This is a genomic window from Streptomyces sp. NPDC058697, from assembly GCF_042715345.1.
GTDB classification, from domain to species: domain Bacteria; phylum Actinomycetota; class Actinomycetes; order Streptomycetales; family Streptomycetaceae; genus Streptomyces; species Streptomyces liliifuscus.
In genome coordinates this window covers 1-22,825 of the sequence record NZ_JBHXSU010000047.1, presented here as the reverse complement: position 1 = coordinate 22,825, position 22,825 = coordinate 1, and the positions used below count along the sequence as shown (strand labels likewise).

The 22,825-nt window shown below is 71.0% G+C and carries 23 protein-coding genes; 16 read left to right on the top strand and 7 right to left on the bottom strand.

Annotated features, from left to right (window positions below):
• Positions 1-9: 9 nt before the first annotated feature.
• The 4 genes from ACFWXQ_RS46325 to ACFWXQ_RS46310 all read left to right on the top strand — a co-directional run bounded on the left by ACFWXQ_RS46325 (position 10) and on the right by ACFWXQ_RS46310 (position 5,516).
• Positions 10-636, top strand: coding sequence for a TetR/AcrR family transcriptional regulator (locus ACFWXQ_RS46325; protein WP_383943030.1), 627 nt, complete (start codon positions 10-12; stop codon positions 634-636).
• 177 nt (positions 637-813) lie between these two features.
• Positions 814-3,051 (top strand): MMPL family transporter, encoded by a 2,238-nt coding sequence (locus ACFWXQ_RS46320; protein ID WP_383943027.1) that lies wholly within the window; start codon positions 814-816, stop codon positions 3,049-3,051.
• Positions 3,052-3,519: 468 nt separating this feature from the next.
• Positions 3,520-4,863, top strand: coding sequence for a sensor histidine kinase (locus ACFWXQ_RS46315; RefSeq protein WP_383943025.1), 1,344 nt, complete (start codon positions 3,520-3,522; stop codon positions 4,861-4,863).
• Complete coding sequence (locus tag ACFWXQ_RS46310) at positions 4,860-5,516, top strand: response regulator (protein WP_383943022.1); 657 nt, start codon at positions 4,860-4,862, stop codon at positions 5,514-5,516. Before ACFWXQ_RS46315 ends, ACFWXQ_RS46310 begins: the two co-directional genes overlap by 4 nt.
• Positions 5,517-5,538: 22 nt before the next feature.
• Here the strand turns inward: ACFWXQ_RS46310 and ACFWXQ_RS46305 are convergent, their stop codons facing one another.
• Together ACFWXQ_RS46305 and ACFWXQ_RS46300 are read right to left on the bottom strand one after the other, a co-directional pair.
• On the bottom strand, positions 5,539-6,081 hold the full coding sequence (locus tag ACFWXQ_RS46305) for a flavin reductase family protein (RefSeq protein WP_383943019.1): 543 nt from the start codon (positions 6,079-6,081) through the stop codon (positions 5,539-5,541).
• Positions 6,078-7,076, bottom strand: coding sequence for a beta-ketoacyl-ACP synthase 3 (locus tag ACFWXQ_RS46300; protein WP_383943016.1), 999 nt, complete (start codon positions 7,074-7,076; stop codon positions 6,078-6,080). The genes ACFWXQ_RS46305 and ACFWXQ_RS46300 overlap by 4 nt, the downstream gene beginning before the upstream one ends.
• Positions 7,077-7,426: 350 nt before the next feature.
• Between ACFWXQ_RS46300 and ACFWXQ_RS46295 the strand changes: the two genes are divergently transcribed.
• On the top strand, positions 7,427-7,648 hold the full coding sequence (locus tag ACFWXQ_RS46295) for a hypothetical protein (protein ID WP_383943013.1): 222 nt from the start codon (positions 7,427-7,429) through the stop codon (positions 7,646-7,648).
• 43 nt (positions 7,649-7,691) lie between these two features.
• Entirely contained in the window at positions 7,692-8,297 is a 606-nt protein-coding gene (locus ACFWXQ_RS46290) for a response regulator (protein WP_383943010.1), read from the top strand.
• A gap of 12 nt (positions 8,298-8,309) precedes the next feature.
• Here ACFWXQ_RS46290 and ACFWXQ_RS46285 read toward each other — a convergent pair whose 3' ends face one another.
• Both ACFWXQ_RS46285 and ACFWXQ_RS46280 read right to left on the bottom strand, forming a co-directional pair.
• Complete coding sequence (locus ACFWXQ_RS46285; RefSeq protein ID WP_383943007.1) at positions 8,310-9,557, bottom strand: sensor histidine kinase; 1,248 nt, start codon at positions 9,555-9,557, stop codon at positions 8,310-8,312.
• Positions 9,558-9,707: 150 nt separating this feature from the next.
• Positions 9,708-10,208 (bottom strand): MarR family winged helix-turn-helix transcriptional regulator, encoded by a 501-nt coding sequence (locus ACFWXQ_RS46280; protein ID WP_383943004.1) that lies wholly within the window; start codon positions 10,206-10,208, stop codon positions 9,708-9,710.
• A 91-nt stretch (positions 10,209-10,299) separates the two neighbouring features.
• Between ACFWXQ_RS46280 and ACFWXQ_RS46275 the strand changes: the two genes are divergently transcribed.
• From ACFWXQ_RS46275 to ACFWXQ_RS46265, 3 genes are all read left to right on the top strand, one after another.
• Complete coding sequence (locus tag ACFWXQ_RS46275; protein ID WP_383943000.1) at positions 10,300-11,832, top strand: MFS transporter; 1,533 nt, start codon at positions 10,300-10,302, stop codon at positions 11,830-11,832.
• A gap of 198 nt (positions 11,833-12,030) precedes the next feature.
• Positions 12,031-12,588, top strand: a complete 558-nt coding sequence (locus ACFWXQ_RS46270) for a hypothetical protein (protein ID WP_383942997.1) — start codon at positions 12,031-12,033, stop codon at positions 12,586-12,588.
• Positions 12,589-12,938: 350 nt separating this feature from the next.
• A complete protein-coding gene (locus tag ACFWXQ_RS46265) occupies positions 12,939-13,754 on the top strand; it encodes an AfsR/SARP family transcriptional regulator (RefSeq protein WP_200398638.1) in 816 nt (271 codons plus the stop codon).
• Positions 13,755-13,877: 123 nt separating this feature from the next.
• Here ACFWXQ_RS46265 and ACFWXQ_RS46260 read toward each other — a convergent pair whose 3' ends face one another.
• Entirely contained in the window at positions 13,878-14,936 is a 1,059-nt protein-coding gene (locus tag ACFWXQ_RS46260) for a DUF6081 family protein (protein ID WP_383942993.1), read from the bottom strand.
• Between the two features lie 190 nt (positions 14,937-15,126).
• On the opposite strand from ACFWXQ_RS46260, the gene ACFWXQ_RS46255 reads away from it, so the two are divergent.
• The 5 genes from ACFWXQ_RS46255 (at position 15,127) to ACFWXQ_RS46235 (ending at position 18,788) form a co-directional block, all read left to right on the top strand.
• Positions 15,127-16,047 (top strand): pseudouridine-5'-phosphate glycosidase, encoded by a 921-nt coding sequence (locus tag ACFWXQ_RS46255; RefSeq protein ID WP_383942989.1) that lies wholly within the window; start codon positions 15,127-15,129, stop codon positions 16,045-16,047.
• A complete protein-coding gene (locus ACFWXQ_RS46250; RefSeq protein WP_383942986.1) occupies positions 16,044-16,727 on the top strand; it encodes an HAD family hydrolase in 684 nt (227 codons plus the stop codon). Before ACFWXQ_RS46255 ends, ACFWXQ_RS46250 begins: the two co-directional genes overlap by 4 nt.
• 71 nt (positions 16,728-16,798) lie before the next feature.
• Entirely contained in the window at positions 16,799-17,878 is a 1,080-nt protein-coding gene (locus ACFWXQ_RS46245) for a DUF6081 family protein (protein ID WP_383942983.1), read from the top strand.
• Positions 17,875-18,330 carry a lipocalin-like domain-containing protein gene (locus tag ACFWXQ_RS46240; RefSeq protein WP_383942980.1) on the top strand — a complete coding sequence of 152 codons (456 nt, stop codon included), beginning with the start codon at positions 17,875-17,877 and terminating at the stop codon, positions 18,328-18,330. Before ACFWXQ_RS46245 ends, ACFWXQ_RS46240 begins: the two co-directional genes overlap by 4 nt.
• On the top strand, positions 18,330-18,788 hold the full coding sequence (locus tag ACFWXQ_RS46235) for a PPOX class F420-dependent oxidoreductase (RefSeq protein WP_383942977.1): 459 nt from the start codon (positions 18,330-18,332) through the stop codon (positions 18,786-18,788). Before ACFWXQ_RS46240 ends, ACFWXQ_RS46235 begins: the two co-directional genes overlap by 1 nt.
• Before the next feature lie 127 nt (positions 18,789-18,915).
• Here ACFWXQ_RS46235 and ACFWXQ_RS46230 read toward each other — a convergent pair whose 3' ends face one another.
• Together ACFWXQ_RS46230 and ACFWXQ_RS46225 are read right to left on the bottom strand one after the other, a co-directional pair.
• Entirely contained in the window at positions 18,916-19,980 is a 1,065-nt protein-coding gene (locus ACFWXQ_RS46230) for an aldo/keto reductase (protein WP_383957333.1), read from the bottom strand.
• Between the two features lie 3 nt (positions 19,981-19,983).
• A complete protein-coding gene (locus ACFWXQ_RS46225; RefSeq protein ID WP_383957335.1) occupies positions 19,984-20,451 on the bottom strand; it encodes a nitroreductase/quinone reductase family protein in 468 nt (155 codons plus the stop codon).
• Between the two features lie 134 nt (positions 20,452-20,585).
• On the opposite strand from ACFWXQ_RS46225, the gene ACFWXQ_RS46220 reads away from it, so the two are divergent.
• Both ACFWXQ_RS46220 and ACFWXQ_RS46215 read left to right on the top strand, forming a co-directional pair.
• Positions 20,586-21,260, top strand: a complete 675-nt coding sequence (locus ACFWXQ_RS46220; RefSeq protein WP_383957337.1) for a TetR/AcrR family transcriptional regulator — start codon at positions 20,586-20,588, stop codon at positions 21,258-21,260.
• Positions 21,261-21,514: 254 nt separating this feature from the next.
• The gene (locus ACFWXQ_RS46215) at positions 21,515-22,648 is read left to right on the top strand and encodes an acyl-CoA dehydrogenase family protein (RefSeq protein WP_386270363.1); all 1,134 of its coding nucleotides are present in this window, start codon (positions 21,515-21,517) and stop codon (positions 22,646-22,648) included.
• Positions 22,649-22,825 lie beyond the last annotated feature (177 nt).

The following is a 22,825-nucleotide window of genomic DNA, read 5'->3' as shown; positions in this document are numbered from 1 at the left end:
GCTCACACAATGCCCGAACGTCCCATGGATCCCCGCACCCGCCGTTCCCGCGCCGCCCTGGAGACCGCCCTGCGCGAACTGATCGCCGAGCGGGACCTCAGCCAGATCTCGGTCTCGGACATCACCAAGCGCGCGGGGGTCAACCGGTCGACGTTCTACGAGCACTACACCGACGTGCACGACCTGGCCGCCGCCGCGTGCACGACGGTCTTCGACGAGCTGGTGGCGGCCAGCCCCGCGGCGGTCCCGCCGGCCACCCCCGACGGCGGCCCCCCGGACAACCCCCTGCCGGACCTCTTCGCGCACGTGGCCGAACACGCCCCCCTCTACCGGGCCCTGCTCGGCGACGACGGCAGCGCGCGGGTCATCAACCACCTGCTCCAGCGCATGACGGTGACCGCCCACACCAGCCGGAGCCCGGCCCCTGAGAACCCGGCGGATGCCACCGGCACCCCGCACGACCCGGCGGCCGCGTTCGTGGCGGGAGCCGTGCTCGGCAGCGTCGTCGACTGGCTGCGCCACGACTGCCCCGGCAGCCCGGAGGAGATGGGCGCCGCCCTCTGGCCGCTGCTCATCGGCATCGCGGCGGCGGCCGGCTGGGAGACCGAGCGGCCGGGATCCCCAGCGGCCGGCTAGCCATGCGCCGAGGCGTGTATTCCTCGGGATGAGAACGGAGTAGTACCCCGGTACTACCCCGCCCCGCCGTTTCGCATCTCCGGTGCCGCAGGTGGCCGGGATTCCCTTCCTAGCGTGGGACACGGGTCGCACAGGCCCTGTTCGTTGTCCCGACGCTGATTCTGCTGGGAGTAATCCGTGGCCACCTTCCTCTACCGGCTGGGCCGGTTCTCGTTCAGGCGACGACGGCTCGTCCTGATGCTGTGGATCGCGGTCCTCGCCGCCGTCGGCATAGGCGCGGCCGGTGTGTCCACGAGTGCGTCGGACACCTTCTCCATCCCCGGCACCCAGTCCCAGAAGGCGCTGGACCTGCTGGAGAAGGAGTTCCCGCAGGCGTCGGCCGACGGGGCCACGGCACGCGTGGTGTTCGAGGCGCCCGACGGGCAGAAGCTGACGTCCGCGGCGCACAAGGCGGAGGTCGAGTCGCTCGTCGCCGACCTCAAGTCGGCGTCCCAGGTGGCGAGCGTCGCCGACCCCTACACCGGCGGCACCGTCAGCAAGGACGGCTCCGTCGCCTACGCCCAGGTGACCTACAAGGTCGCCCAGGCCGACATCACCGACGCCGCCCGCGCCGACCTGGAGCACGTCGCCGAACAGGGCGACCGAGCCGGTCTCACGGTCAGCATGGGCGGGACGGCCGTCAACGAGGAGTCCCACCAGAGCGCGGCCGAGCTGGTCGGCATCGTGATCGCCGCCCTGGTGATGGTCATCACCTTCGGCTCGCTGGTCGCGGCCGGACTGCCGCTGCTGACCGCGCTCTTCGGCGTCCTCGCGGCGATCTGCGGGATCACCGTGGCGGGCTCGTTCATCGACCTGAGCTCCAGCACCAGCACGCTGGCGCTGATGCTGGGCCTCGCGGTGGCCATCGACTACGCCCTGTTCATCGTGTCGCGCTACCGCGGCGAGCTGAAGGAGGGTCACGAGCCGGAGGAGGCCGCGGGACGTGCTCTGGGCACCGCGGGATCGGCGGTGGTGTTCGCCGGGCTGACCGTGGTCATCGCACTGGCCGGACTCAGCGTCATCGGCATCAAGATCCTCTCCGACATCGGCCTCGGCGCCGCGTTCGCGGTCGTCGTCGCCGTGGTCATCGCGCTCACCCTGCTGCCCGCGATGCTCGGTTTCGCCGGTACGAAGATCTCGACCGGGAAGCTCAAGACGAGCCGTATGCGGGCGGTCGAGCAGGGCCGGCGCGAGCCGATGGGCGTGCGCTGGGCGCGGTTCGTCCTGCGCAACCCGGTGAAGGTGCTCGGAGCCTCGGTGGCCGGCCTGCTCCTGCTCGCCGTCCCGGCCCTGTCGCTGCAACTCGGCATGCCGGGCGACGCGACGGCCACCCCCGGCAGCACCCAGCGCATCGCCTACGACACCATCACCGACGGCTTCGGGCCCGGCTACAACGGGCCGCTGACCGTGGTCGTGGACGCCCGCGGCAGCGACGACCCCAAGGCCGCCGCCCAGGACGCGGTCACCCTGCTCGGCGATCTGCCCGACGTCGCCTCCGTGAGCCCCGCCTCGTTCAACGGGACCGGCGATGTGGCCCTGATCCGTGCCGTCCCGCGCAGCTCCCCCACCAGTGAGGAAACGGTCGGCCTCGTGTCCGACATCCGCGACCGGGGCGCCGCCCTGCAGGACGACACCGGCGCCGAGCTGATGGTCACCGGCACCACCGCCCTCAACATCGACATCTCCGACAAGCTGAACGACGCCCTGATCCCGTACCTGTGTGTGGTCGTCGGCCTCGCGCTGATCCTGCTGATGCTGGTGTTCCGCTCGATCCTCGTCCCGCTCAAGGCCGCCGCCGGCTTCCTGCTCAGCGTCCTCGCCACGCTCGGTGTCGTCGTCGCCGTCTTCCAGTGGGGCTGGCTCGCGGACGTCTTCGGCGTCAACCAGACCGGCCCGATCGTGAGCGTGCTGCCGATCTTCATGGTCGGCGTGGTGTTCGGACTCGCCATGGACTACCAGGTCTTCCTCGTCACCCGGATGCGGGAGGAGTACGTCCACGGGGCCGAGCCGCGGGAAGCGGTGGTCGCCGGTTTCCGGCACGGGGCCCGCGTCGTCACGGCCGCCGCGGTCATCATGATCTCCGTGTTCGCCGGGTTCCTCTTCAGCGACACCGCGCTGATCAAGTCGATCGGCCTGGGCCTCGCCGCCGCCGTGTTCTTCGACGCCTTCGTCGTACGGATGACCATCGTCCCCGCGGTCATGGCCCTCCTCGGCCGCCGCGCCTGGGCGCTGCCCCGCCGGCTGGACCGGATACTGCCCAACGTGGACGTCGAGGGCGAGAAGCTGCGGCACCTGCTGGAGAAGGACACCGACAGGACCGGCGGCAGGGGCAAGGGCGAGGAACTCCCCGAACCGGTCCACACCGGCAAGGGCTGAACCGCCCGCGCAGGCAAGGGCGAGAGCCCGACCGCCCGCGCAGGCAAAAGCGAGGGCCCGACCGCCCCACCGGCAAGGGCGAGGGCCCGATCGCCCCACCGGCAAGGGCGAGGGCCCGACCGCCCCACCGGCAAGGGCGAGGGCCCGACCGCCCCACCCGGCAGGGGTCGCGGCCCAGCCGCCCGCGTCGGTGGGAGCCGAGCCGGTCGCCACCGCCCGCGGCTCGGTCGCCGCCGCCCCCCGCGGCTCGGCCGTCGTCACCGCCCGCGGCCCGGCTGCCCCCCAGCTGCCGCGACTCGGCTGTCCGCACCGGTCAGGGCCGAGCCCGTCGGCCGTACGATCCCAGCAGGGCGTACGGCCCGCACGGCAGCGGCACCCGCACCGGCCCTGCCCACCCGGCCCCGCCCGTCGGTCCCACTCCCCCGGGGACCGGCGGGCGGCCCCCGCACAACGAGAGGCCGTCAGGACGTGACCGCACCAACCGCTCCCGGGCCCGGGCCATCGGCTCCTTCCATCGCGCCCGAGACCCTGCTGGACGGGACGAACCGGGGCTCGGACGTCGCGGTCATGAAGTGGCTCATCCGCACGAGGCAGGCGGACCTGGACCATCCGGGGTTCAGGCGCTGGGTGGTGCCGCTGCTCTGCGCCGGTCTCGGTCTCCCGGCCCTGCGGAACGCGGCGAACGGCATCGGAGCCGCCGTACCGACGGTGGTGGTGCTGATCGTCGCGTTCTGTGTCCCACTGCTGTGGCGGCAGCAGCGCCCCGTGCTGGTCTTCGCCCTCACCTCCGCCGTCTCCGCGGTGGCCCTCAGCCTGGACGCCGACACGGGCGCGGAGAGCGCGCGGATCGTGGCACTGCTCAATGTGGGCCGCAGTGTCAGGCCCGCCCAGCTGGCCATCTGTCTGGGGATCGCCGTCGCGCAGACGACCGTGGCGGTCGTCGTCCGCGGCGCCGAACAGCCGAACGAGCAGTTCCTGCAGACGCCGGTGCTGGCGATCGTGCAGTCGGCCCTCGTGATGGCGGTCGCCGCGGCGGGCCTGGTCGGCCGGGTCATGAACGCGTACATCCGGGCCCTGCACGAACGCGCCGTCCGCCTGGAGGTGGAGCGCGACCAGCGGGCCCGCCTCGCCGCCGCAGCCGAACGCGCCCGTGTCGCCCGGGAGATGCACGACATCCTCGGCCACACCCTCGCCGTGATCGTCGGCTTGGCGGGCGGCGCTGCCGGTCTCACGGAGGCGAAACCGAAGCGGGGCGCCGAGACCCTGCGCATCATCGCCGACAGCGGCCGCGGCGCCCTGGCCGAACTGCGCCGCCTCCTGGCCGTCATCGGCGAGGAACGCGACACCGAGGACGGCCGCCCGCTCGCCCCCCAGCCGGGCCTCGCCGACCTCGACCCCCTCCTCGAACGCGTCCGCGGCGCCGGCCCCACCGTCACCCTGCACACCCGGGGCGCCCTCACCGGTCTCGCCCCCGGCCTCCAACTGGCCGTCTACCGCGTGATCCAGGAGTCCCTGACGAACACCCTCAAGCACGCGGCGCCCGACACGACGATCCACGTCACCCTCACCACGGACGACACGTCCGTACACGCCACGGTCGAGGACACCGGCCCCGCCCGCACCCCGCACTCCCCCGACCCGCAGGACGAGGGCCGCGGCCTGGTGGGCATGCGCGAACGGGCCGCCCTGTACGGGGGAAGCGTCACCGCGGGCCCGAACACCAACGGCGGCTGGACGGTCGACGCCCACTTCCGGACCACCACCACGCCACCCCCGCCACACACCGCACCCACGGAGAAGCGTCCCGCATGACGACTGTCCTGATCGTCGACGACCAGGCCCTGCAACGCCTCGGCTTCAGCATGCTCCTGGAACAGCACCCCGACCTCACCGTGGTCGGCGAGGCCACCCACGGCGCCGAGGCGGTCCGCATGACCGCCGAACTACGCCCCGACGTCGTACTCATGGACGTCCGCATGCCCGGCATGGACGGCATCGAGGCCACCCGCCGGATCGTGGAGTCGGGCGGCCGATCGAGGGTCCTGGTCCTCACCACCTTCGACCTGGACGAATACGCCTACGCGGCCCTGCGCGCCGGAGCCAGCGGCTTCCTCCTCAAGGACGCCCTCCCCGACGAACTGACGGCGGGCATCCGGGCGGTGGCCTCCGGCGACGCGGTCATCGCCCCCGGCCTGACCCGCAAGCTGATCGACGCCTTCTCCTCCCACCTCCCGGGCCACACCCCCACCCAGGAACGCCAGTTGACCGCCCTCACGGTCCGCGAACGCGAGGTTCTGACGGCCATCGCCACGGGCTGGTCCAACGCCGAGATCGCCGACCGCTTCTCCCTGGCCGAGTCCACGGTCAAGTCCCACGTCAGCCACATCCTCGCGAAGATCGGCGCCCGGGACCGGGTCCAGGCGGTGATCTTCGCCTACGACATGGGGTTGGTACGGCCGGCCTGAGCGGGCCCCGGCCGATGGCCGGTCAGGGACGCGGCAGGCGGGGGTGTTCCGGGTGGCGCAGCTGCTGGAAGGCCCGGTCGTGGTAGACCAGCGGCTCGCCCCGGCCTGGCAGGACATGGCGTACGGCGCCCACCAGGATGGTGTGATCGCCCGCGGGATGGCGGGCGTGTACGTCGCAGTCCAGGACCGCGAGCGCGCCCTCGACCGCCGGGAGCAGGCGGGGGGTGGTCACGGTGTCCTCGGCGCGGAACTTGTCCGCACCCGTGGTGGCGAAACGAGTGGCGAGAGTCCTCTGCTCCTGGCTCAGCAGACTGACCGCGAAACCCCGGCAGTCCATGAAGGCCTCGTACGAGCTGGAGGTCTCGGCGAGGCAGACCAGGACCAGTGCCGGATCCATGGATACGGAACAGAACGAGGTGGCGGTGAATCCGTACGGGCGGCCGTCGGTGTCCTCGGTGGTGACGACGACGACTCCGCCGGCGAGCTGGGCCATGGCGGCCCGGAACCCCTCACGGACCTGAGAGGGCTCGACGTCGGCGACGGCCCGCCGGTCGGTGCGGTTCACGGCAGAACCACCACCTGGGAGGCGAAGTTGAGGCCGGCTCCGAAGCCCACGAGGAGCGCGGTGTCCCCGGTGGAGGCCTCCTGGGAGGCGAGCAGCGCCTCCAGGGCGAGCGGTATGGACGCCGCCGAGGTGTTCCCGGAGCGCACCACGTCGCGGGAGACGGCGGTGGCGCCGGTGAGTCCGAGCCGCTCGGACATCAGCTCGATCATGCGGAGATTGGCCTGGTGGGGGACGAAGGCGCCGAGCTCGGCCGGCGTCAGCCCGGCCTCTTCGACCGTCCGGGCCAGGGCGGGGGCCACCTCGTCCATGGCCCAGCGGAAGACCCGGCGGCCGTCCATGCGCATCCATGGCCGTTCGGGGGCGGCCCCTTCGGCCGTGGCCCAGGGCGCGGTCATCCTCAGCGCCTCGCTGTGGGCGCCGTCCGCGCGCCGTACGACCGGGCCGATCCCCGGTGTGTCGGAGTCTCCGACGACGACCGCGCCCGCGCCGTCCGCGAAGAGGAAGGAGATCGTGCGGTCGGTGGGTTCCACGATGTCCGTCATGCGTTCGGCGCCGACGACCAGCACCCGGCGGGCGCTGCCCGCGCGGACCGCGTCGGAGGCCATGGCCAGCGCGTGGCAGAAGCCGGCGCAGGCGGCGGACAGATCGACGCCCGCGGCGGCGCCCGCGCCCAGCTCGTGTGCCACGCGCACGGCGAGCGGCGGGGTCTGCACCAGGTTGGACATGCTGGCCACCAGCACGAGATCGAGTTCGGCGGGCGTGGTCCCGGCCTGTGCGAGGGCCTTCTCGGCGGCCGTGGCGGCCATCATCAGCAGGGTCTCGTCGTGGTCCGCGAAACGGCGTTCGACGATGCCGCTGCGCGTCTCGATCCACTCCTCGGTGGAATCGATGAGCCGGCAGATCTCGGCGTTGCCGACCACCCGGCGCGGCCGGTAGCCGCCGACCCCGAGAAGCACGCTGTGGCGGGTCCCGGCTGTCAGGACGGTCCGTGTCATCGCCCTCTCCTCCGTATCGGCTGCGGCATCCGTGAACGGATACGTTCTTCGCGCCCAGCGTCGACGGGGACGGTGGAGAAGCCCTTGAGCACAGCTCAGGGCGCGGGTGGCGGCGGGGCGCCGCGGCGGGCGGCCGACTTCTGCGCAACTGTCCGCAGCGTGGCCCTTTTCACCATGCCCCACCCATTAAGAACGCAGGAGGAATCAGCCATTCGCAAGAGATTTCACACTACGATGGCGGAGACCGGATGGCCGATGACCGGTTGATCGATTTGCTTTCCGGACGGACGGAAAGGTAAAGAGCGACTGGAATCGGTGGTGTTGAAACTCGTTCGACCTCGGGGGATTACGTGCACACCGAACTGGACACTCTCGTCGTCGCGCCGTACGCCCAACGGGACGGCGGCGTCGCCCCTTCGCGCAGGAAACCGCAGGCCGCGCACCTGATCACCGGTCCGTGGGCCGAGATCCTCCAGCGGCTCCCGGTCCTCCGCGGGGCGATCCGGCGCAACCGGGCCGCAGGCGGCGAAGAAAGCGATTGCCACCCCATTACCACCGCTTCAAGCCGCTGACGAGCGAGTGAAAGCTGAACAATAAACTAGGGGGAAACGGCTCGTGATACGGCTGATCATCGCCGAGGACGTGCCCATGCTTCGCGGGGCACTGGTGGCGTTGCTGGGACTGGAGCAGGACCTCAGCGTCGTGGCGGAGGTGGGCAATGGGAACGACATTCTTCCCACCGCGCTGGAGCACCGGCCCGACGTCGCCGTCATCGATGTCGATCTGCCCGGTACCGACGGGCTGACGGCCGCGTCGAAGCTCCGTTCCTGTCTCCCCTCCTGCCGGGTCCTCATCATCACGAGCCTCGGCAATCCGGCGGCGCTGCGCCGTGCGCTCGCCGCCCAGGTGGACGGATACGTGCTCAAGGACGCGCTGCCGAGCGAACTGGCCCAGGCGATACGCAAGGTGGCGGCGGGTCAGCGGGTCATAGATCCGCAACTCGCCCTGATGGCCTGGGACGGCCCGGCGCAGCAGCTGACACCACGCGAGGTGGACGTACTGCGCCTGGCCGCCGCGGGCGAGGACGTACGAGTCATCGCCAAGGAACTGCATCTGACCGTCGGCACGGTGCGCAACTACCTCACGACGATCGTCCACAAGCTCGGTGCCCGCAATCGCGTCGACGCGGTCCGGATCGCCAAGGACAACGGTGTCATCTGAGCGCCTCTCACGTCAGCACGCATGGTGATGCGTGGGCTGCCGCTCGGGAAGGGGCGGAGGTCCGGCGGGCCTGGCCGGCAGGACGGCGCGCAGGTGGAACCAGCCCCACTCGGTGGTGACGGTCAGCCCTCCGCCGGCGGCACCCAGCCGGTCGGCGAGATTGCCGAGGCCACCGCTGCGGCGGCCGGCCTCGGTGTGTGGTGACACCCCGGCCTCGACGCCGTCGTTGGAGATCGCCAGCCACAGCTGTCCGTCGGCCTCGCCGAACTCGATGCGGCAGTGGCTCGCCGCGCTGTGGCGCAGCAGGTTGGTGACGGCCTCCCGCAGCACTATGGCCAGGATGGAGCCGGTTCTCGGGTCGAGGTCTCCGGGTTCGCCCTCGATGGTGGTCTCCACGTCCACCGCATTGAGCACTCCGGACACCGAGCGCAGCTCCGCCGTGACGGACAGGTTCCGGGAGCCACGGGCGACGGCCCGGACGTCGGCCAGTGCCTGCCGTGCGATGTTCAGGGTCTCGATCAGTTCCTTGCGGGCGCGCTCGTCGTCGACTCCCACCTTCCGCAGCGTCAGTTCACTTTTCAGCGTGATGGCGGAGAGGCTGTAGCCGAGCAGGTCGTGCAGGTCGCGGGCGAAGCGCAGCCGCTCTCCCGAGACGGCGGCCCAGGCCGTCCGGTGGCGCATCCTGTACTGCTCGACGACGATGTCGCTCAGCCGGGTCAGCCCGTAGACCATCAGCCCGATGACCACGGTGGCGAGCGTCAGATAGGCCGACGGGGCGAGGGGGAACGTGGAGAGCGCGAGCCCGAGCACGGCCGAGGCGTTGAGGACGAAGAGGACCCAGGCGAGCGGCGAGCCCCGGAGCACGACCAGCACGGCTCCCGAGAGGAATCCGCCGAAGCCGCCCCACAGCACGCCGAACATGGGGAACGGGGTATAGGCCAGTGCCGCCTGCAGGACAAGTGTCCAGGGACCGACTCTGGCCCTGAGGTGAACGGCATAGGGATTGCAGTGAAATAACTGCAGCCCGAAGAATGCGATCAGTATCAGGATGGCGCCCACGACACTCAAGGATTCGTGGTGCCACTTCAGCAGATTCAGGATTGCCATCAGCGCGTAGCCCAACTGGACCGCGCCGGTGATGAACAGGGCCAGTCTCAGCCCGGTCGCACCCAATTCCGCACCGATTCCCGATTCATGGTCATCGGATTCGTAGTGGTTGTCGTAGTCGTAGTCGTGGAGTCGATTCTCTGCGTAGACCACGTAGCTTTCCCCCTGCGCATACATGGACCGACCCCCGCAGTCGTTCACGGGGGCGTGCGAACAACCGTCACATCACGGATGTGGCCGGCCCGCCCTTCGGCGGGCCGTTTCCGCGAGAGGCGCGCCACGGCGCGCGCCTGCGGACGTCGATCAGTCTGCGGTGGCAGCGACTGCCTGTCGCTCCTGCGCGCCCATGAGCTCCCGCTCGTACACGCGCAGGGTGTCGATGAAGGTCTGCCGTTCGGCCGGACTCAGTGGTTCGAGTGCGACCCGCCATGCGTTGACGCCGTTCTCCAGCCAGCTGCGCACCGCTTCCCGGTACGGCTCGGCGATGCTGACGATCTTGCGGCGCCGGTCGGCCTCGTCCTCCCTGCGGTCCACCACCCCGTACCGGTTCAGCTCCCCGACGAGCAGGCTGACCGTGGCCGGGACCAGCTCCAGCCGGGTGGCCAGCTCGCTGACGGCGAGCGGACCGTCGAAGAACAGGTAGGCCAGCAGGGAGAGGTGGCGCGGAGCGAGGTTGTACTCCTCCAACTGCTGAGGCACCGGCGTGCGTTTGGTTCGTGCGACGACACGCGGCATGAGGAGCAGGAGCGTCCGGACCCCGTTGTCGACGCTCAGCCCTGTCCCCTGCCGACCATCGCTTGACATGACACAGCCCCCGCAATAGCTTTGCTTTGAAAGCAAAACAGATTTGTCTTGCTTCCCTTGCTGCTCCCGAGCCTACCGGAAGGGCCGTCCCATGACGGTGGAAGAACAAGCTGATACGGCGCCCCAGGCGCAGTACAGCCCGAAGCGCTGGGCGACGCTGGCCGTCACCCTGTTCGCGGTGTTCATGGACATGGTGGACAACACCGTTCTCAACGTGGCCCTGCCCGCCGTCCAGGAGGACCTGGACGCCTCGTCCGCCCAGCTGGAGTGGTCGGTGGCGGGGTACACGCTGGCCTTCGCCGCCGCCATGATCACCGGTGCCCGTCTCGGCGACCAGCTCGGGCGCCGGCGGATCTACCTCATCGGCCTGGGCGCCTTCGTCGTCACCTCGGCGCTGGCGGGCGCGGCGGTCAACCCGGAGATGCTCATCGCCTCCCGGATCCTCCAGGGCGCCGCGGCCGCGCTGATGGTGCCGCAGGTCCTGGCGATGCTCCAGGTGGACTTCCCGAAGTCCGAGCGCCCCAAGGCGATGTCCCTGTACGGCATGTCGCTGGCCGTGGGCGGCATCGGCGGCCCCCTGCTGGGCGGTGTCCTGCTGGAGGCCGACCTGTTCGGACTGGGCTGGCGGCCGGTCTTCTACGTCAACGTTCCCGTCGGACTGGCCGCGCTGGTCGCCGCCGCCGTCCTCACCCGCGAGTCGCGCGTGGAGACCCGGGAGAGCTTCGACATCCGCGGCACCCTGATCGCGACCGTCGGCCTGATCAGCCTGCTCTTCCCGCTCGTCCAGGGACGCGAACTGGACTGGCCCTGGTGGACCTTCGCCCTGATGATCGCCTGCCCGGTGATCCTCTGGCTGTTCATCCGGTACGAGCACCGGGTGATCGCCCGCGGCGAGTCACCGATCATCGACCCGGCACTGCTGCACCACCGCAGCTCGCTCGGCGGCCTGCTCGTCGCCATCCTGTTCTTCTGCGGAATGGCCTATCAGCTGGTCCTCACGGTCCATCTCCAGACGGGCGAGGGGTACTCCCCCCTGCGCACCGCCGTGGCACTGGTGACGTTCACCGTGGGTGTGGGCATCGGCTCGGCCGTGGCCCCTCAGCTGATGCCGCTCGGCCGCCGGGTGGTGCTCCTGGGCTGCGCGGTCATGGCCGTCGGCATGGGAGTCATCACCTGGACCGTCGACCACTGGTCCGGCTCGCTGGAGTGGTGGCACCTGGCGCCCGGCATGATCGTCTCCGGTATCGGCCTCGCCATGGTCGCGGGGACGCTGCTCACCATCGTGCTGGCCCAGATGCCCAAGTCCTCCTCGGGCGCCGCGTCCTCGCTGATCAACACGTCCATCCAGATCGGCGTGGCCACCGGTGTCGCGATCGTGGGCACCGTCTACTTCACGCTGCTGGAGGACCGGCACTCGCCCACCGACTCGGCGGTCGTCGGCCTGCTGACCGTCGTCGGCCTCTACACACTGGCCGGACTGCTCGCCCTCGTACTGCCGCCGGGCCGGGTCGACGTGAGTGATGTCGACGCGGACGATGCCGACACCGACCACCACCACGCGACGGCCGCCGCCGGCACGGCCCTGCCCCCGGAGGCCGGGACGAAGGCGCGCGTCGCGCCCTGAGAGGGACCCCCGCCCTCGTCAGGAGTGCCCCGCCGCGGTCGGTCGCGGCGGGGCACCGGCATGTCCGCGCCGAACACCGCGGACGCCCTGGACGCCCTCGACCGATCCTCGATCATCACGGACCACAGTGTGCGGCACAGGACCTTCGAAACCCCGAGGCCTTCGGACCTCGGGGACCTTCAGGAAAGGAACGTGCCCATGCGCTCCACAACTTCGCGGCGCCTCGTCCGCGGCGGCCTCGGAACACTCCTCGGCGTGCTCGTGCTCCCGCTGATCGGCTCGGCGCCCGCCGGGGCCCAGCAGGATGCGAGAGGGTCGGCCAAGGCGGTCTCCATGACGGAACTCGACTTCCTGCTCGGCGACTACACCTGCGCGTACACCGACCTCACGCTCGAAGAGCCCACCACGGTCACCCTCAACTGGGACACCAAGAAGACCCTTGAGGGCAAGTTCTACGAGATGCACCTCAAGAGCCCCGACTTCGAGGGGCGCTGGGTCTTCGGCCTGAACACGGTCGACAACCAGTACACCTCCTTCTACTGGGACACCTGGGGCAACACCGGAACCGCGTCCTCCGCCGGCTGGAAGCGCGGCATGCTGCGCTTCCAGGGTCCGTACATCACGCCCGGCGGGCACGCGGACAGCAAGGACGAGTTCCGGGTGGTCAACGAGGACCGGTTCACCGACGACGCCTTCATCCGGTTCGAGGGTCAGCCGTGGAAACAGATCAGCCATGTGGACTGCCGCCGGTCCTGAACCGCCCGCGGCGCCCGCGCCGGCCCCGAACCGCACCGAGCGCCGCAGAAAGCCCCGCACCCGTCTCCCGGGCCGGGGCTTTTACATTCTGGCCAACAGGTCGATAAATGCGCGTTACATAAGGTTGCCCGCTCCGGTGGGGGTGTGCCAGAATTCACATCGCCAGGGTGTGTCGCCCGACATGGCGTCACACAATATTGGCTTGTTCTCGCCCCACCTTTTCCTCCCCGTGTCGATCACCCCTACCGGGTATGAGGAATTCATAGGCACAGCCATGGCGGATTCACTATGTCGATCCGAGGTCGCTCTGCGAGGCTCCCAATTGGAATTTTCCGACAGGGGGCCTGGATATGGAAATCGAAGTTTTGGGACCGCTCGACATCCGTCTGGACGGCACGTCGATCGTGCCGAGTGCGGGCAAGCCTAGGCAGATTCTGGCACTCCTCGCACTGCGAGCCGGACGGATCGTTCCCGTACCGGTTCTCATGGAGGAGATCTGGGGTGACCGAATACCCCGAAGCGCGCAGACCACCTTGCAGACCTACATCCTTCAACTCCGCCGCAGGATCAGCGCAGCCCGGCCGGACGTCCGACGACCGACGGCGAAGGACGTACTGTCCACGCGGTTCGGCGGATACCTGTTGTCCGAACCGGTGCACAGCAGCGATGTCGGAACCTTCCAACGGCTCACGGCGGAGGGGAGCGCCGCACTGGAGAGGGGCGAGGCCGGCCTGGCCGCCGACGTGCTCGGCCGGGCTCTGAGCCTGTGGCACGGCTCGGCCCTCATCGACGTACCGACGGGGCATGTCCTGGACACCGAGATCCTCGGCATCGAGGAGGCCAGGGCGCGGGCGCTCGAACTGCGGATCGAAGCCGATCTGCGGCTCGGCCGGCACGCCGAACTCCTCGGTGAGCTGCGCATGCTGGTCGCCCAGCATCCGATGCACGAGAGCTTCCATGCACAGCTGATGATCGCCCTGTGCCGTTCCGGGCACACCTGGCGGGCCCTCGACGTCTACCAGCAACTGCGCTCGGCGCTCGTCGGCGAACTGGGCGTCGAACCGTCCGACCGGATACAGCGGCTGCACCAGCAGGTCCTGGGCGGAGGCCTGGACAAACCGCGAAGCACCTATGTGGAGCGCGATCTCGCCCTCGAACTGCGCTGACGCGCGGTTCGAAGCGCGGTGTTGAACCTGCGCGCCGGTGAGAACCGGTAGCGCGCACGACAGCGGGGCCGTCGTAGTACTCGACGGCCCCGCTCGGTCGTGTCCCGTGATCCGCTGCCCCGGTCAGGGCCTGCGGATCACCTTCGTCCAGTCCGCCCTGATCTCGGAGCCCTGGCCGAAGAGCCGGTTCTCGACCTTGCTGTCGGGGTCGAAGAACTTCTGCTCCACCGGCTCACCGCGCCGCGGGTCGAAGTAGAAGCCGTCCTTGTGCTTGAGCCGCACCAGCGCCCCGCCGTCGGCCGCGCCCGGCTTGGCGCCGTCCAGCAAACTGCCCAGCCCCATGCCGCAGGTCATCTGGTCGAGCTCGACCCGCTCCTCCTTGCCGCCGTGGTCGAGCGTCATGTACTTGCGGTCGAAGGCGCGCGTGCCGATCTTGTCGGTCTGGAGCTTCTGCCGGCCGTCCACGAACCAGGTCACCCGCTTGCCGCTCTGGTCCAGCCGGACCTCCAGTTCGTGCATCGCCCCCCGTGCCGTCTTGGCCAGCGGGATCGCGTAGCCGTAGGAGGCGTAGTCCTCCGTGTCGCTCGGCAGGCGCTCGTAGATGGCGTAGATGGTGTCGTTGGTCACCGAGAAGTCGGCGATCGCCCGGGACTCGAAGTCGGCGGTGATCAGCGCGATCGAGGCGAGCCGGATGTCGGACGCCGGGTCCTTGACGGTGCTCCCGAACGGGTTCTCGGTGCCGAAGGTCCGGCCCGCCACCTTGTGCACACAGCTGATGGAGCCGGTGTCCGGCACCTCGAAGCCCGGGACGTTCTCGGCGGTGAACCGGTTGGGGAAGGCGATCCACTTGATGTGGTCGTCCGAGTCCGCGCCGCCGTCCGGTCCGGTGCTGCGGGCGTAGGCAGGGTCGCCCGTCTTCGGGTTGACGCCGGTGGGCACCACGTTGAGCACGCCGCCCGGCGTGGTGACGACCGCGTCCCCGGTCGGCCACTCCGCATCGCCCTGGAGCAGCCAGTTGCCGTTCTCACCGGTGGTGAAGCCGGCGCCGTACGTGTCCTGGAACAGGACGGTCCCGCCGTCCGCCCCCGCCCGCGACGCAGTCGGCGCCGACTGCGCGGTCGCCGGCAGCAGCGCCACCACGGCCGCCGCGGCCACCACGGCGTACGCAACCTTGTGTCTCATCGTTCCCCTTGCCACAACTACCCCCTGTTTCAGCGGTTTCCGGTTCCGCGACCGTGCCGGAAGGCACCGGAGTTTCTCTTGAGGACCGCTGCGGCACGGGCTTCGACAGCCCCTCGACCGGGGCTCCAGCGGGGGCGGGGAGGGTGGCCTGGCGAGTCAGTTCCCGCACCTCAGGAAGGACACCCCGGACATGGAACGACAGCCCGACCAGCTGCTAGAGGTCAGCGACGAGATCGCCACCGCGCTCGCGGAACGGCGTCCGGTGGTGGCGCTGGAGTCCTCGCTCATCACCACCGACCCCTCGTCCGAGACCGCCTCACTGATCGAGAAGGCGGTACGGGGCGCCGGGGCCGTGCCCGCCACCATCGGGATCGCCGGCGGGAAGCTCGTCGTCGGTCTGACCGACTCCCTCATCGAACGCTTCGCCTCCACCAAGGGCATTCCGAAGATCAGCGCGCGGGACATCGGCGGCGCGCTGGCCGGCGGCGGCCTCGGGGCGACGACGGTGGCCGGCACCATCGTGATCGCCGAGCGGGCCGGCATCCAGGTCTTCACCACGGCGGGCATCGGCGGTGTGCACCGCCGGGGCGAGGACACCCTCGACATCTCCCCCGACCTGCTCCAGTTCCGCAAAACGAAGATGACCGTGGTCTCCGGCGGCGCGAAGAGCATCCTGGACCACCGGCTGACCGCCGAGTACCTGGAGACGGCCGGTGTCCCCGTGTACGGGTACCGCACCGACAGGCTCGCGGCCTTCGTGGTGCGCGAGGCCGATGTGCCCGTGACCCGCATGGACGATCTGCACACCGCCGCGCGCGCCGCCGAGGCGCACTGGCAGGTCAACGGACCCGGCACGGTGCTGCTCACCACTCCCATCGACGAGCAGGACGCGGTGGACGAGGCGGTCGTCGAGGCGGCCATCGGCGAGGCCCTCGCCCAGTGCGACCAGGAGGGCATCGTGGGCAACGCGGTCAGCCCGTACCTGATGAAGGCGCTGGCCCGGGCCTCCGGCGGCATGCTGCCCAAGGCCGGCCGCTCCCTGCTGCTCAGCACCGCCCGGGTCGCCGGAGAGTTCTCCGCCGCCCTGAGCTCCGTACAGGCGGAGCGGTGACCGGCGCCCCCGCCGCGGCGGAGCGTGGGGTGATCCTCGACCTGGACGGCACGCTCGCGGACACCCCCGCCGCCATCGCCACCATCACCGCCGAGGTCCTCGCGGCGATGGGCACGGCGGTGTCCCGAGGGGCGATCCTCTCCACGGTCGGCCGGCCGCTGCCCGCCTCGCTCGCCGGGCTGCTGGGCGTTCCCGTGGAGGACCCGCGGGTGGCCGAGGCGACCGAGGAGTACGGGCGGCGGTTCGGCGCCCATGTGCGGGCGGCCGGTCCGCGGCTGCTGTATCCCGGGGTCCTCGAAGGGCTGGACCGGCTGTCCGCCGCCGGTTTCCGGCTGGCCATGGCGACCTCGAAGGTCGAGAAGGCCGCGCGCGCCATCGCCGAACTCACCGGTCTGGACACCCGGCTGACGGTCATCGCGGGCGACGACAGCGTGGAGCGCGGCAAGCCGCACCCCGACATGGCCCTGCATGTCGCCAAGGGGCTCGGGCTCGCTCCGGAGCAGTGCCTGGTGATCGGCGACGGAGTGCCCGACGCCGAGATGGGGCGGGCCGCCGGCATGACGGTCATCGGTGTCTCGTACGGCGTGTCCGGCCCCGACGAACTGATGCGGGCGGGAGCGGACACGGTCGTGGACTCCTTCCCCGCGGCGGTCACCGCCGTACTGGACGGACACCTGTGATCGGGCCCCGCACGCCCCGCACCCCGCGCACGGACGCACCCCTGGACACCCCGAGGAAAGGAGCGGTTCCGATGCCGCGCAGAACGTTCGTCTCCCGGCACGGCCTGCTGCTCGCCGCCGCCGCGCTGGGCACCGTCATGACGACACCGGGGACCTCCACCGCCAAACCGGGCAACCGCGGCTACCGGATGGTCTGGGACGACTTCGCCGACGGGTTCCGCACCGAGGGCGAGGGCGCCCGGTGGTTCCACGTGGCCGGCGGCCCCTACCGGGCCGACGACGGCATCGTCACCACCCGCCAGGGCGAGCTGTCCGTGCGGGCACGTGGCAGCCACCCCACGACCGGCGAGCCGGCGTTCACGCAGACCATCCCCGCCGAGAACCCGGTCGGCATGCCCGGCTCCGGGGACCACGCCAAGTTCATCGCGTACACCAGTCACACCGCTTCCAGCGGCCACCCGGGGTTCGACGCCCACGAGGGTTACGAGCTCCTCTTCGAGACGCGGCTCTCCGGCCGGACCTACGGCACCGCGGGCCATCCCTTCGGGGACGCGGTGCGGGATCCGGAGGACGATCTGCGGCTGGCCTCCGCGATGATGCTGACCACCGACCCGGAGACCTCCGTCTCCTTCGACTTCGTGGTCACCAACAAGCGGATCTACGCCTGGTACGGGCGCCCCACCTTCCTGCGCGGCCAGTTGGGCGACTACGCCTCGTTCGCGCACACCGTGCCGCTGGTCGCGCGGCGGCCCGGCGACAGCCACGACTTCGGCATCGCCTACGACCGCGCGGCCGGGGTGGTGCGCTGGCTGATCGACGGCGAGGAGCACTTCCGGGTGGACCGCATCGGGTACCGGCTCGACCGGTCCACCGCGACCCTGGACGAGGGCGGCGAGGAGACGCTGGTCAAGCCGCGGCAGCTCAACGCCGGGCTGGGACTGCTGACCCTGCTGGACGCGTCCTGGCCCACCGACAAGGGCCTCGTACGGCTCTCCGCGCGCAAGCACACCACGTACTACCGGCCCTCGGTCGGCGCGCCGCAGGAACAGACCTTCGCCGACGAGGACAGCACCGACGCCGGGCGGCTCTTCGGACAGGGCGCGGCCGTGCGGCTCGGCTCCTACCGCGTCACCAGCAGGCGCTCGCGGTGACGCCGGAGGAGGTCGTCGGAGTGTGGCGGCTGGCCTCGTACACGGAGGTGGGCGAGGACGGGGGCACGGTGGCGGGGCCGTTGGGCGAGGCGCCGGCCGGGCTGCTGATCTACACCGCGGACGGCCATGTCGCGGTGAGCATGATGAAGACCGGGGACGCCCCGGCCCTGGAGACCTACATGGGCTACTCGGGGCAGTGGCGGCTGGCCGGGGACCGGATGACGCACCGGGTCCAGGTCAGCGCCCATCCGCGGATGGCGGGCACCGAGCAGATACGCCGGGTCACGCTCGACGGCGAAACGCTGTCGCTGCGCGGCACGGCCGTGACACCGGTGGGGGGCCGCGCGCCGGAGCGCGTGCTCACCTGGCGGCGCGCGAAGGCCGACGGCACCGCATCCGACAGCACGGCGTCCGACGAGACGGCGGAACAGCACGAGAAGGAGACGCACTGATGCCCAACTACGTGGACGCGCCCGAGGGTTGGTGGCGGGAGTTCATCATGGCCGATCCGCCCAGGACCGCGAAGGCCTCGGTGGTCCGCAAGGACGGCAGTCCCCATGTGGTCCCGGTCGGAGTCATCATGGACGGCGACGACATCATCTACACGTGCCAGAAGGACAGCGTGAAGGGCCGCTCCCTGCAACGGGACGGCAGGATCGCGATGCTGTGGGACGACGAGCGTCCGCCCTTCTCGTTCGTGCTGGTGCGCGGGCGGGCGACGCTCAGCGAGGACATCGACGAACTGCGCACCTGGACCGCCCGGATCGGCGGCCGGTACCACGGCAAGCGGCGCGAGGAGGAGTTCTCCGAGCGGTTCACCATCCCCAACGGCGTCGTGGTCCGGGTGAAGGTGGAGCAGATCGTCGCCAAGGTGAACCTGTCGGAGACCGTGAACGTGAAGGACGCATAGCCCTCCCGGGGCCGGTGCGGTGACACAACAGTGCGGCGGAGCGGGCCGGTTGGCCGCTCCGCCGCACTGCTGGTTCGCACTGCTGGTTCGCACTGCTGGTTCAGGCACCGCACTTCCGGCGCAGCGCTCAGGCTGCCCCGTACCGGTCGTCGGCCGGCACGCGTCGCGCGGTCGTCCGCAGGTCGTCGACCTGCTGCCAGCGGTCGCCGTAGATCGCGTCCCGCATGGCCGGGAAGCGCAGGAAGTCGTGCGGGAAGCCCGGCTCCACGCGGCTGACCGCTTCCAGGCCCGCCAGCCAGTCGTCCTGCAGCACGGCGTCGACGGCGCCCAGGTTGTCGGCGAGCTGCTCGGGCTTGGTGGCGCCGAGGATCGGCACCACGTTTCCGGGCCGGGACAGCAGCCAGGCCAGCGCCACCTGGGCGGGGCTGACTCCGGCGGCCTCGGCGACCCGCACGGTCTCCTCCACGACGTCGTCGCCGGGTCCTGTGCCGCCCTGCCCCCAGGCCACGTGGTCCAGCCGCCCCTCCTCGGACCGCAGGTACTTGCCGGTGAGGCGTCCGTCGGCCAGCGGGCCCCAGGCGAACACCGGCAGGTCGAAGGCGTGGGCCATCGGAAGGAGTTCACGCTCGACGGTGCGCTCCAGCAGGTTGTACCTGATCTGCAGTCCCGCGAAGGGCGACCAGTCACGCAGTTCGGCCAGGGTGTTGGCCTGGGCCACCTCCCACGCGGGCCAGTCGGACACCCCGACGTAGAGCACCTTGCCCGCGCGCACCTGGTCGTCAAGGGCTCGCATCACCTCGGGCACCGGGGTGAGGGTGTCGCGGGCGTGCACCCACAGCATGTCCAGGTGGTCCGTGCCGAGCCGGCGCAGGCTCGCCTCCAGGGAACGCACCAGGTTCTTCCGGTGGTTGCCCGCGGAGTTCAGGTCACCCGGCCGCGTCTGCATCGTGTACTTGGTGCTGAGGACGAACTCGTCACGGCGTCCGGCGAGCAGCTTGCCGAGCGCCGTCTCCGCCGAACCGTCGCCGTACTCGTCTGCGGTGTCGATGAAGTTGCCGCCGGCCTCGGCGTACTGGTCGAAGATCCGCGCGCGTGTCGCCTCGGGGAGCTTCCAGTCGTCGCCGAAGGTCATGGTGCCCAGTGCCAGCCGGGAGATCCGGACCCCGGTCCTGCCGAGAAGCGTGTAGCGCACGGCTCAGTCCTTCCGGCTCAGTATGACCAGGGGGATCTTCCGCTCGGTCTGGGACTGGTAGGCGGCGAAGGCCTGCACCTCGGCGGCGGCCTCGGCGAAGAGACGGTCACGCTCCTCGCTCCCGGCCGGCACCTCGGTCGCGACGGCCGAGTAGGTCTCCTCGCCGGTCTCGACGGTCACCCGGGGGTTCACCTTGATGTTGTGGAACCAGGCGGGGTGGGTGTCCGCGCCGCCGTTGCTGCCGAATATCAGCAGGCTGCCGTCGGCCTGGGCGAAGAAGAGCGTGGGCACCGTGCGCACCACGCCGGACTTCGCCCCCTTGGTGGTGAGCAGGATGAGCGAACCGCCCTCGAAGGGGCCGCCGACCTTGCCCCCGTTCTGCCGGAACTCCTGCATGACCGGGAGGTTGTAACTGCCCGGGTCTCCTTCGGCGGGCGTGGTGGGCGCGGGGTCGAACTGGTCAGCAGCCACGGGGACTTCCTCTCGGCGAGACAAACGGAGATTTCTCCATATCGATACGCGCGCCGAGCCTAAGCGGAGAGACTTCCGTATCGCAAGCAACGACCTCGTACGCCACTGGAGAAGGGCGAACTATGCTCACGGCCATGTCCGCAGCCCCCTCCGAACGCGCCGACGCGGTGCGCAACCGACAGAAGATCCTGGCCGCGGCCGCCCGTCTGGTGGCCGCCGGAGCAGCGGAGCGGCTCTCCCTCGACGAGGTGGCCCGGGTGGCGGACGTGGGCGTGGGCACGGTCTACCGCCGCTTCGGCGACCGCGCCGGACTGGTCTTCGCGCTCCTGGAGGAACAGCACCAGCTGTTCCGGGCCCGGGTGGTGGAGGGCCCGCCCCCCTTGGGGCCGCAGGCCGACGCCGGTGACCGGCTGCGTGCCTTCCTGCACGCGCTCGTCGACCTCTCCGTCGGGCAGCGGGAACTGCTGCTGCTCGCCGAGTCCAGTTCGCCGCCCGCGCGTTACCTCAGTGCCTCCTACGACTTTCAGCACGCGCATGCCGGCCGGCTGATCGCCGAGCTGCGCCCGGACGCCGACGCGGACTTTCTGGCGGACGCGCTGCTGGCCCCCTTCGCGCCCAGCCTGATCGACCACCAGTGCCGGGTCAGGGGCTTCTCACCGGAGCGCATCAAGGCCGGCTTCGACCAGCTCCTGCGCAGCACGCTGGAGTCGGGAGCGGTGACGGCGGCCGCTGTCGAGCCGACCTCCAGCAGCCTTCCAGCGGAGCCCGGGACCGTGGCGGACGACGGGTGCGCGAACGCACGCCGCTGACGGCATGGCCGCCTAGGGCGTGTTGCGAAAGTCCCGCCGTCCGTCCGGAGGACGGGCCTGGCGGCGTCTGGTGCGTGCTCTCGGCGTGCCGGGCGGAAGGCCTCGTACTGGACGTACTTGGCCTTCCGCCCGATGCGGCGAGAGTGCGTGCCAGGCGTCGCCAGGCAGGCGGGACTTTCGCAACACGCCCTGGAGCGCGACGTCCATGCCCACGGCTGCTTCCCCGCACGACGCGGTCCATGGGAGGCGCAAGGATGCTGGACACCGAGGAATTGGCCGGGCAGGCCGCCGAATCCGTGCGAGGGGCCGAGGAGGCCCGCAAGCTCGACCCCGACGTGGTCAAACTGCTGGTCGAGACCGGCTTCGCCCGGCACTTCGTACCCCGGGAGTGCGGCGGGGCCGAGGGCACCTTCGCGGAGCTCACCGAGGCGGTGGCGCGGGTCGGCGCCGCCTGCCCCGCCACCGCCTGGTGCGCCTCGCTGGCCGCCAACCTGGGCCGGATGGCGGCCTATCTGCCCGCCGAGGGCTACCGGGAGGTGTGGGCGCAGGGACCGGACGCGCTCGTCGTCGGCTCCCTCTCCCCCTTCGGGCAGGCCGCCCCCGCGGCCGGCGGCTGGACGGTGTCCGGGCGCTGGCCCTACATCAGCGCCGTGGCGTACGCGGACTGGCTGCTGCTGTGCGCCACGCTGCCCGACGGGGCCGGGCCCCGGGTCTTCGCGGTTCCCCGGGCCGAGGTGGAGGTCGTGGAGAGCTGGGAGAGCGTGGGTATGCGCGCCACCGGCAGCCACACGGTGGTCGCCTCCGGTGTGTTCGTTCCCGAGCGGCGCGCCTTCGCCCGCGCCGACCTGCTGACGGGCCGCCCCACGGCGTCCACGGCGCCCTGTCACACCGTGCCACTGGAAGCGGCCAACGGTCTCTCCTTCGCCGGGCCGCTGCTCGGCGCCGCCGAGGGCGCGCTCGGCCAGTGGTCGGCGTACGCGGTGGTCAAGGCGCGCAGCGCGGTCCTGCGGCCCCAGGCGCCGGGCCCCAGCCGCGAGGCGCTCGCCGGGGTGCTGGCCCACTCGGCCGGGGAGACGGACGCCGCGCGGCTGCTCCTTGAGCGGTGCGCGCAAGTCGCCGACCTGGGCGCTGAGGTGACGCCCGAGCAGACCCGGCGCAATCTGCGCGACACCGCCCTGTCGGTGCGGATGCTGGCCTCCGCGGTCAACCGGCTCGCGGCGAACGGCGGCACCACGGGCTACGGGGAGAGCGCCCCGCTCCAGCGCTACTGGCGGGACGTCAACACCTCGGCCACCCACGTGGCCCTCCAGTTCGAATCGGCGGCGCTCGCCTACGCCGAGGGACGCCTGTGGACCACGGAGACCAGCGGTCCGGCACCGGCGCGGTAGCGGCCGCGCAACACGGACGGAGCCGGCCGGCCCCGGGAGACGGGGCCGGGCGCCCCAGCCGCGGCCCGAACGGTGGGCCGGGGGGCCAGGCGCCCCGGCGGGGGGGGGGGGGGCCCGCGCGCCCGCGGCGGGCGAGCTGGACCCGGACCACATCGACGAACGCCTCCTCGCCGCCCA

Excerpts from the sequence above, each read along its gene's own strand:
- ACFWXQ_RS46215 (WP_386270363.1), top strand. The coding sequence starts at position 21,515 with ATGCTGGACACCGAGGAATTGGCCGGGCAGGCCGCCGAATCCGTGCGA.
- ACFWXQ_RS46280 (WP_383943004.1), bottom strand. The coding sequence starts at position 10,208 with ATGTCAAGCGATGGTCGGCAGGGGACAGGGCTGAGCGTCGACAACGGG.
- ACFWXQ_RS46265 (WP_200398638.1), top strand. The coding sequence starts at position 12,939 with ATGGAAATCGAAGTTTTGGGACCGCTCGACATCCGTCTGGACGGCACG.
- ACFWXQ_RS46235 (WP_383942977.1), top strand. The coding sequence starts at position 18,330 with ATGCCCAACTACGTGGACGCGCCCGAGGGTTGGTGGCGGGAGTTCATC.
- ACFWXQ_RS46260 (WP_383942993.1), bottom strand. The coding sequence starts at position 14,936 with ATGAGACACAAGGTTGCGTACGCCGTGGTGGCCGCGGCGGCCGTGGTG.
- ACFWXQ_RS46300 (WP_383943016.1), bottom strand. The coding sequence starts at position 7,076 with ATGACACGGACCGTCCTGACAGCCGGGACCCGCCACAGCGTGCTTCTC.
- ACFWXQ_RS46310 (WP_383943022.1), top strand. The coding sequence starts at position 4,860 with ATGACGACTGTCCTGATCGTCGACGACCAGGCCCTGCAACGCCTCGGC.
- ACFWXQ_RS46270 (WP_383942997.1), top strand. The coding sequence starts at position 12,031 with ATGCGCTCCACAACTTCGCGGCGCCTCGTCCGCGGCGGCCTCGGAACA.
- ACFWXQ_RS46255 (WP_383942989.1), top strand. The coding sequence starts at position 15,127 with ATGGAACGACAGCCCGACCAGCTGCTAGAGGTCAGCGACGAGATCGCC.
- ACFWXQ_RS46325 (WP_383943030.1), top strand. The coding sequence starts at position 10 with ATGCCCGAACGTCCCATGGATCCCCGCACCCGCCGTTCCCGCGCCGCC.
- ACFWXQ_RS46275 (WP_383943000.1), top strand. The coding sequence starts at position 10,300 with ATGACGGTGGAAGAACAAGCTGATACGGCGCCCCAGGCGCAGTACAGC.
- ACFWXQ_RS46220 (WP_383957337.1), top strand. The coding sequence starts at position 20,586 with ATGTCCGCAGCCCCCTCCGAACGCGCCGACGCGGTGCGCAACCGACAG.
- ACFWXQ_RS46245 (WP_383942983.1), top strand. The coding sequence starts at position 16,799 with ATGCCGCGCAGAACGTTCGTCTCCCGGCACGGCCTGCTGCTCGCCGCC.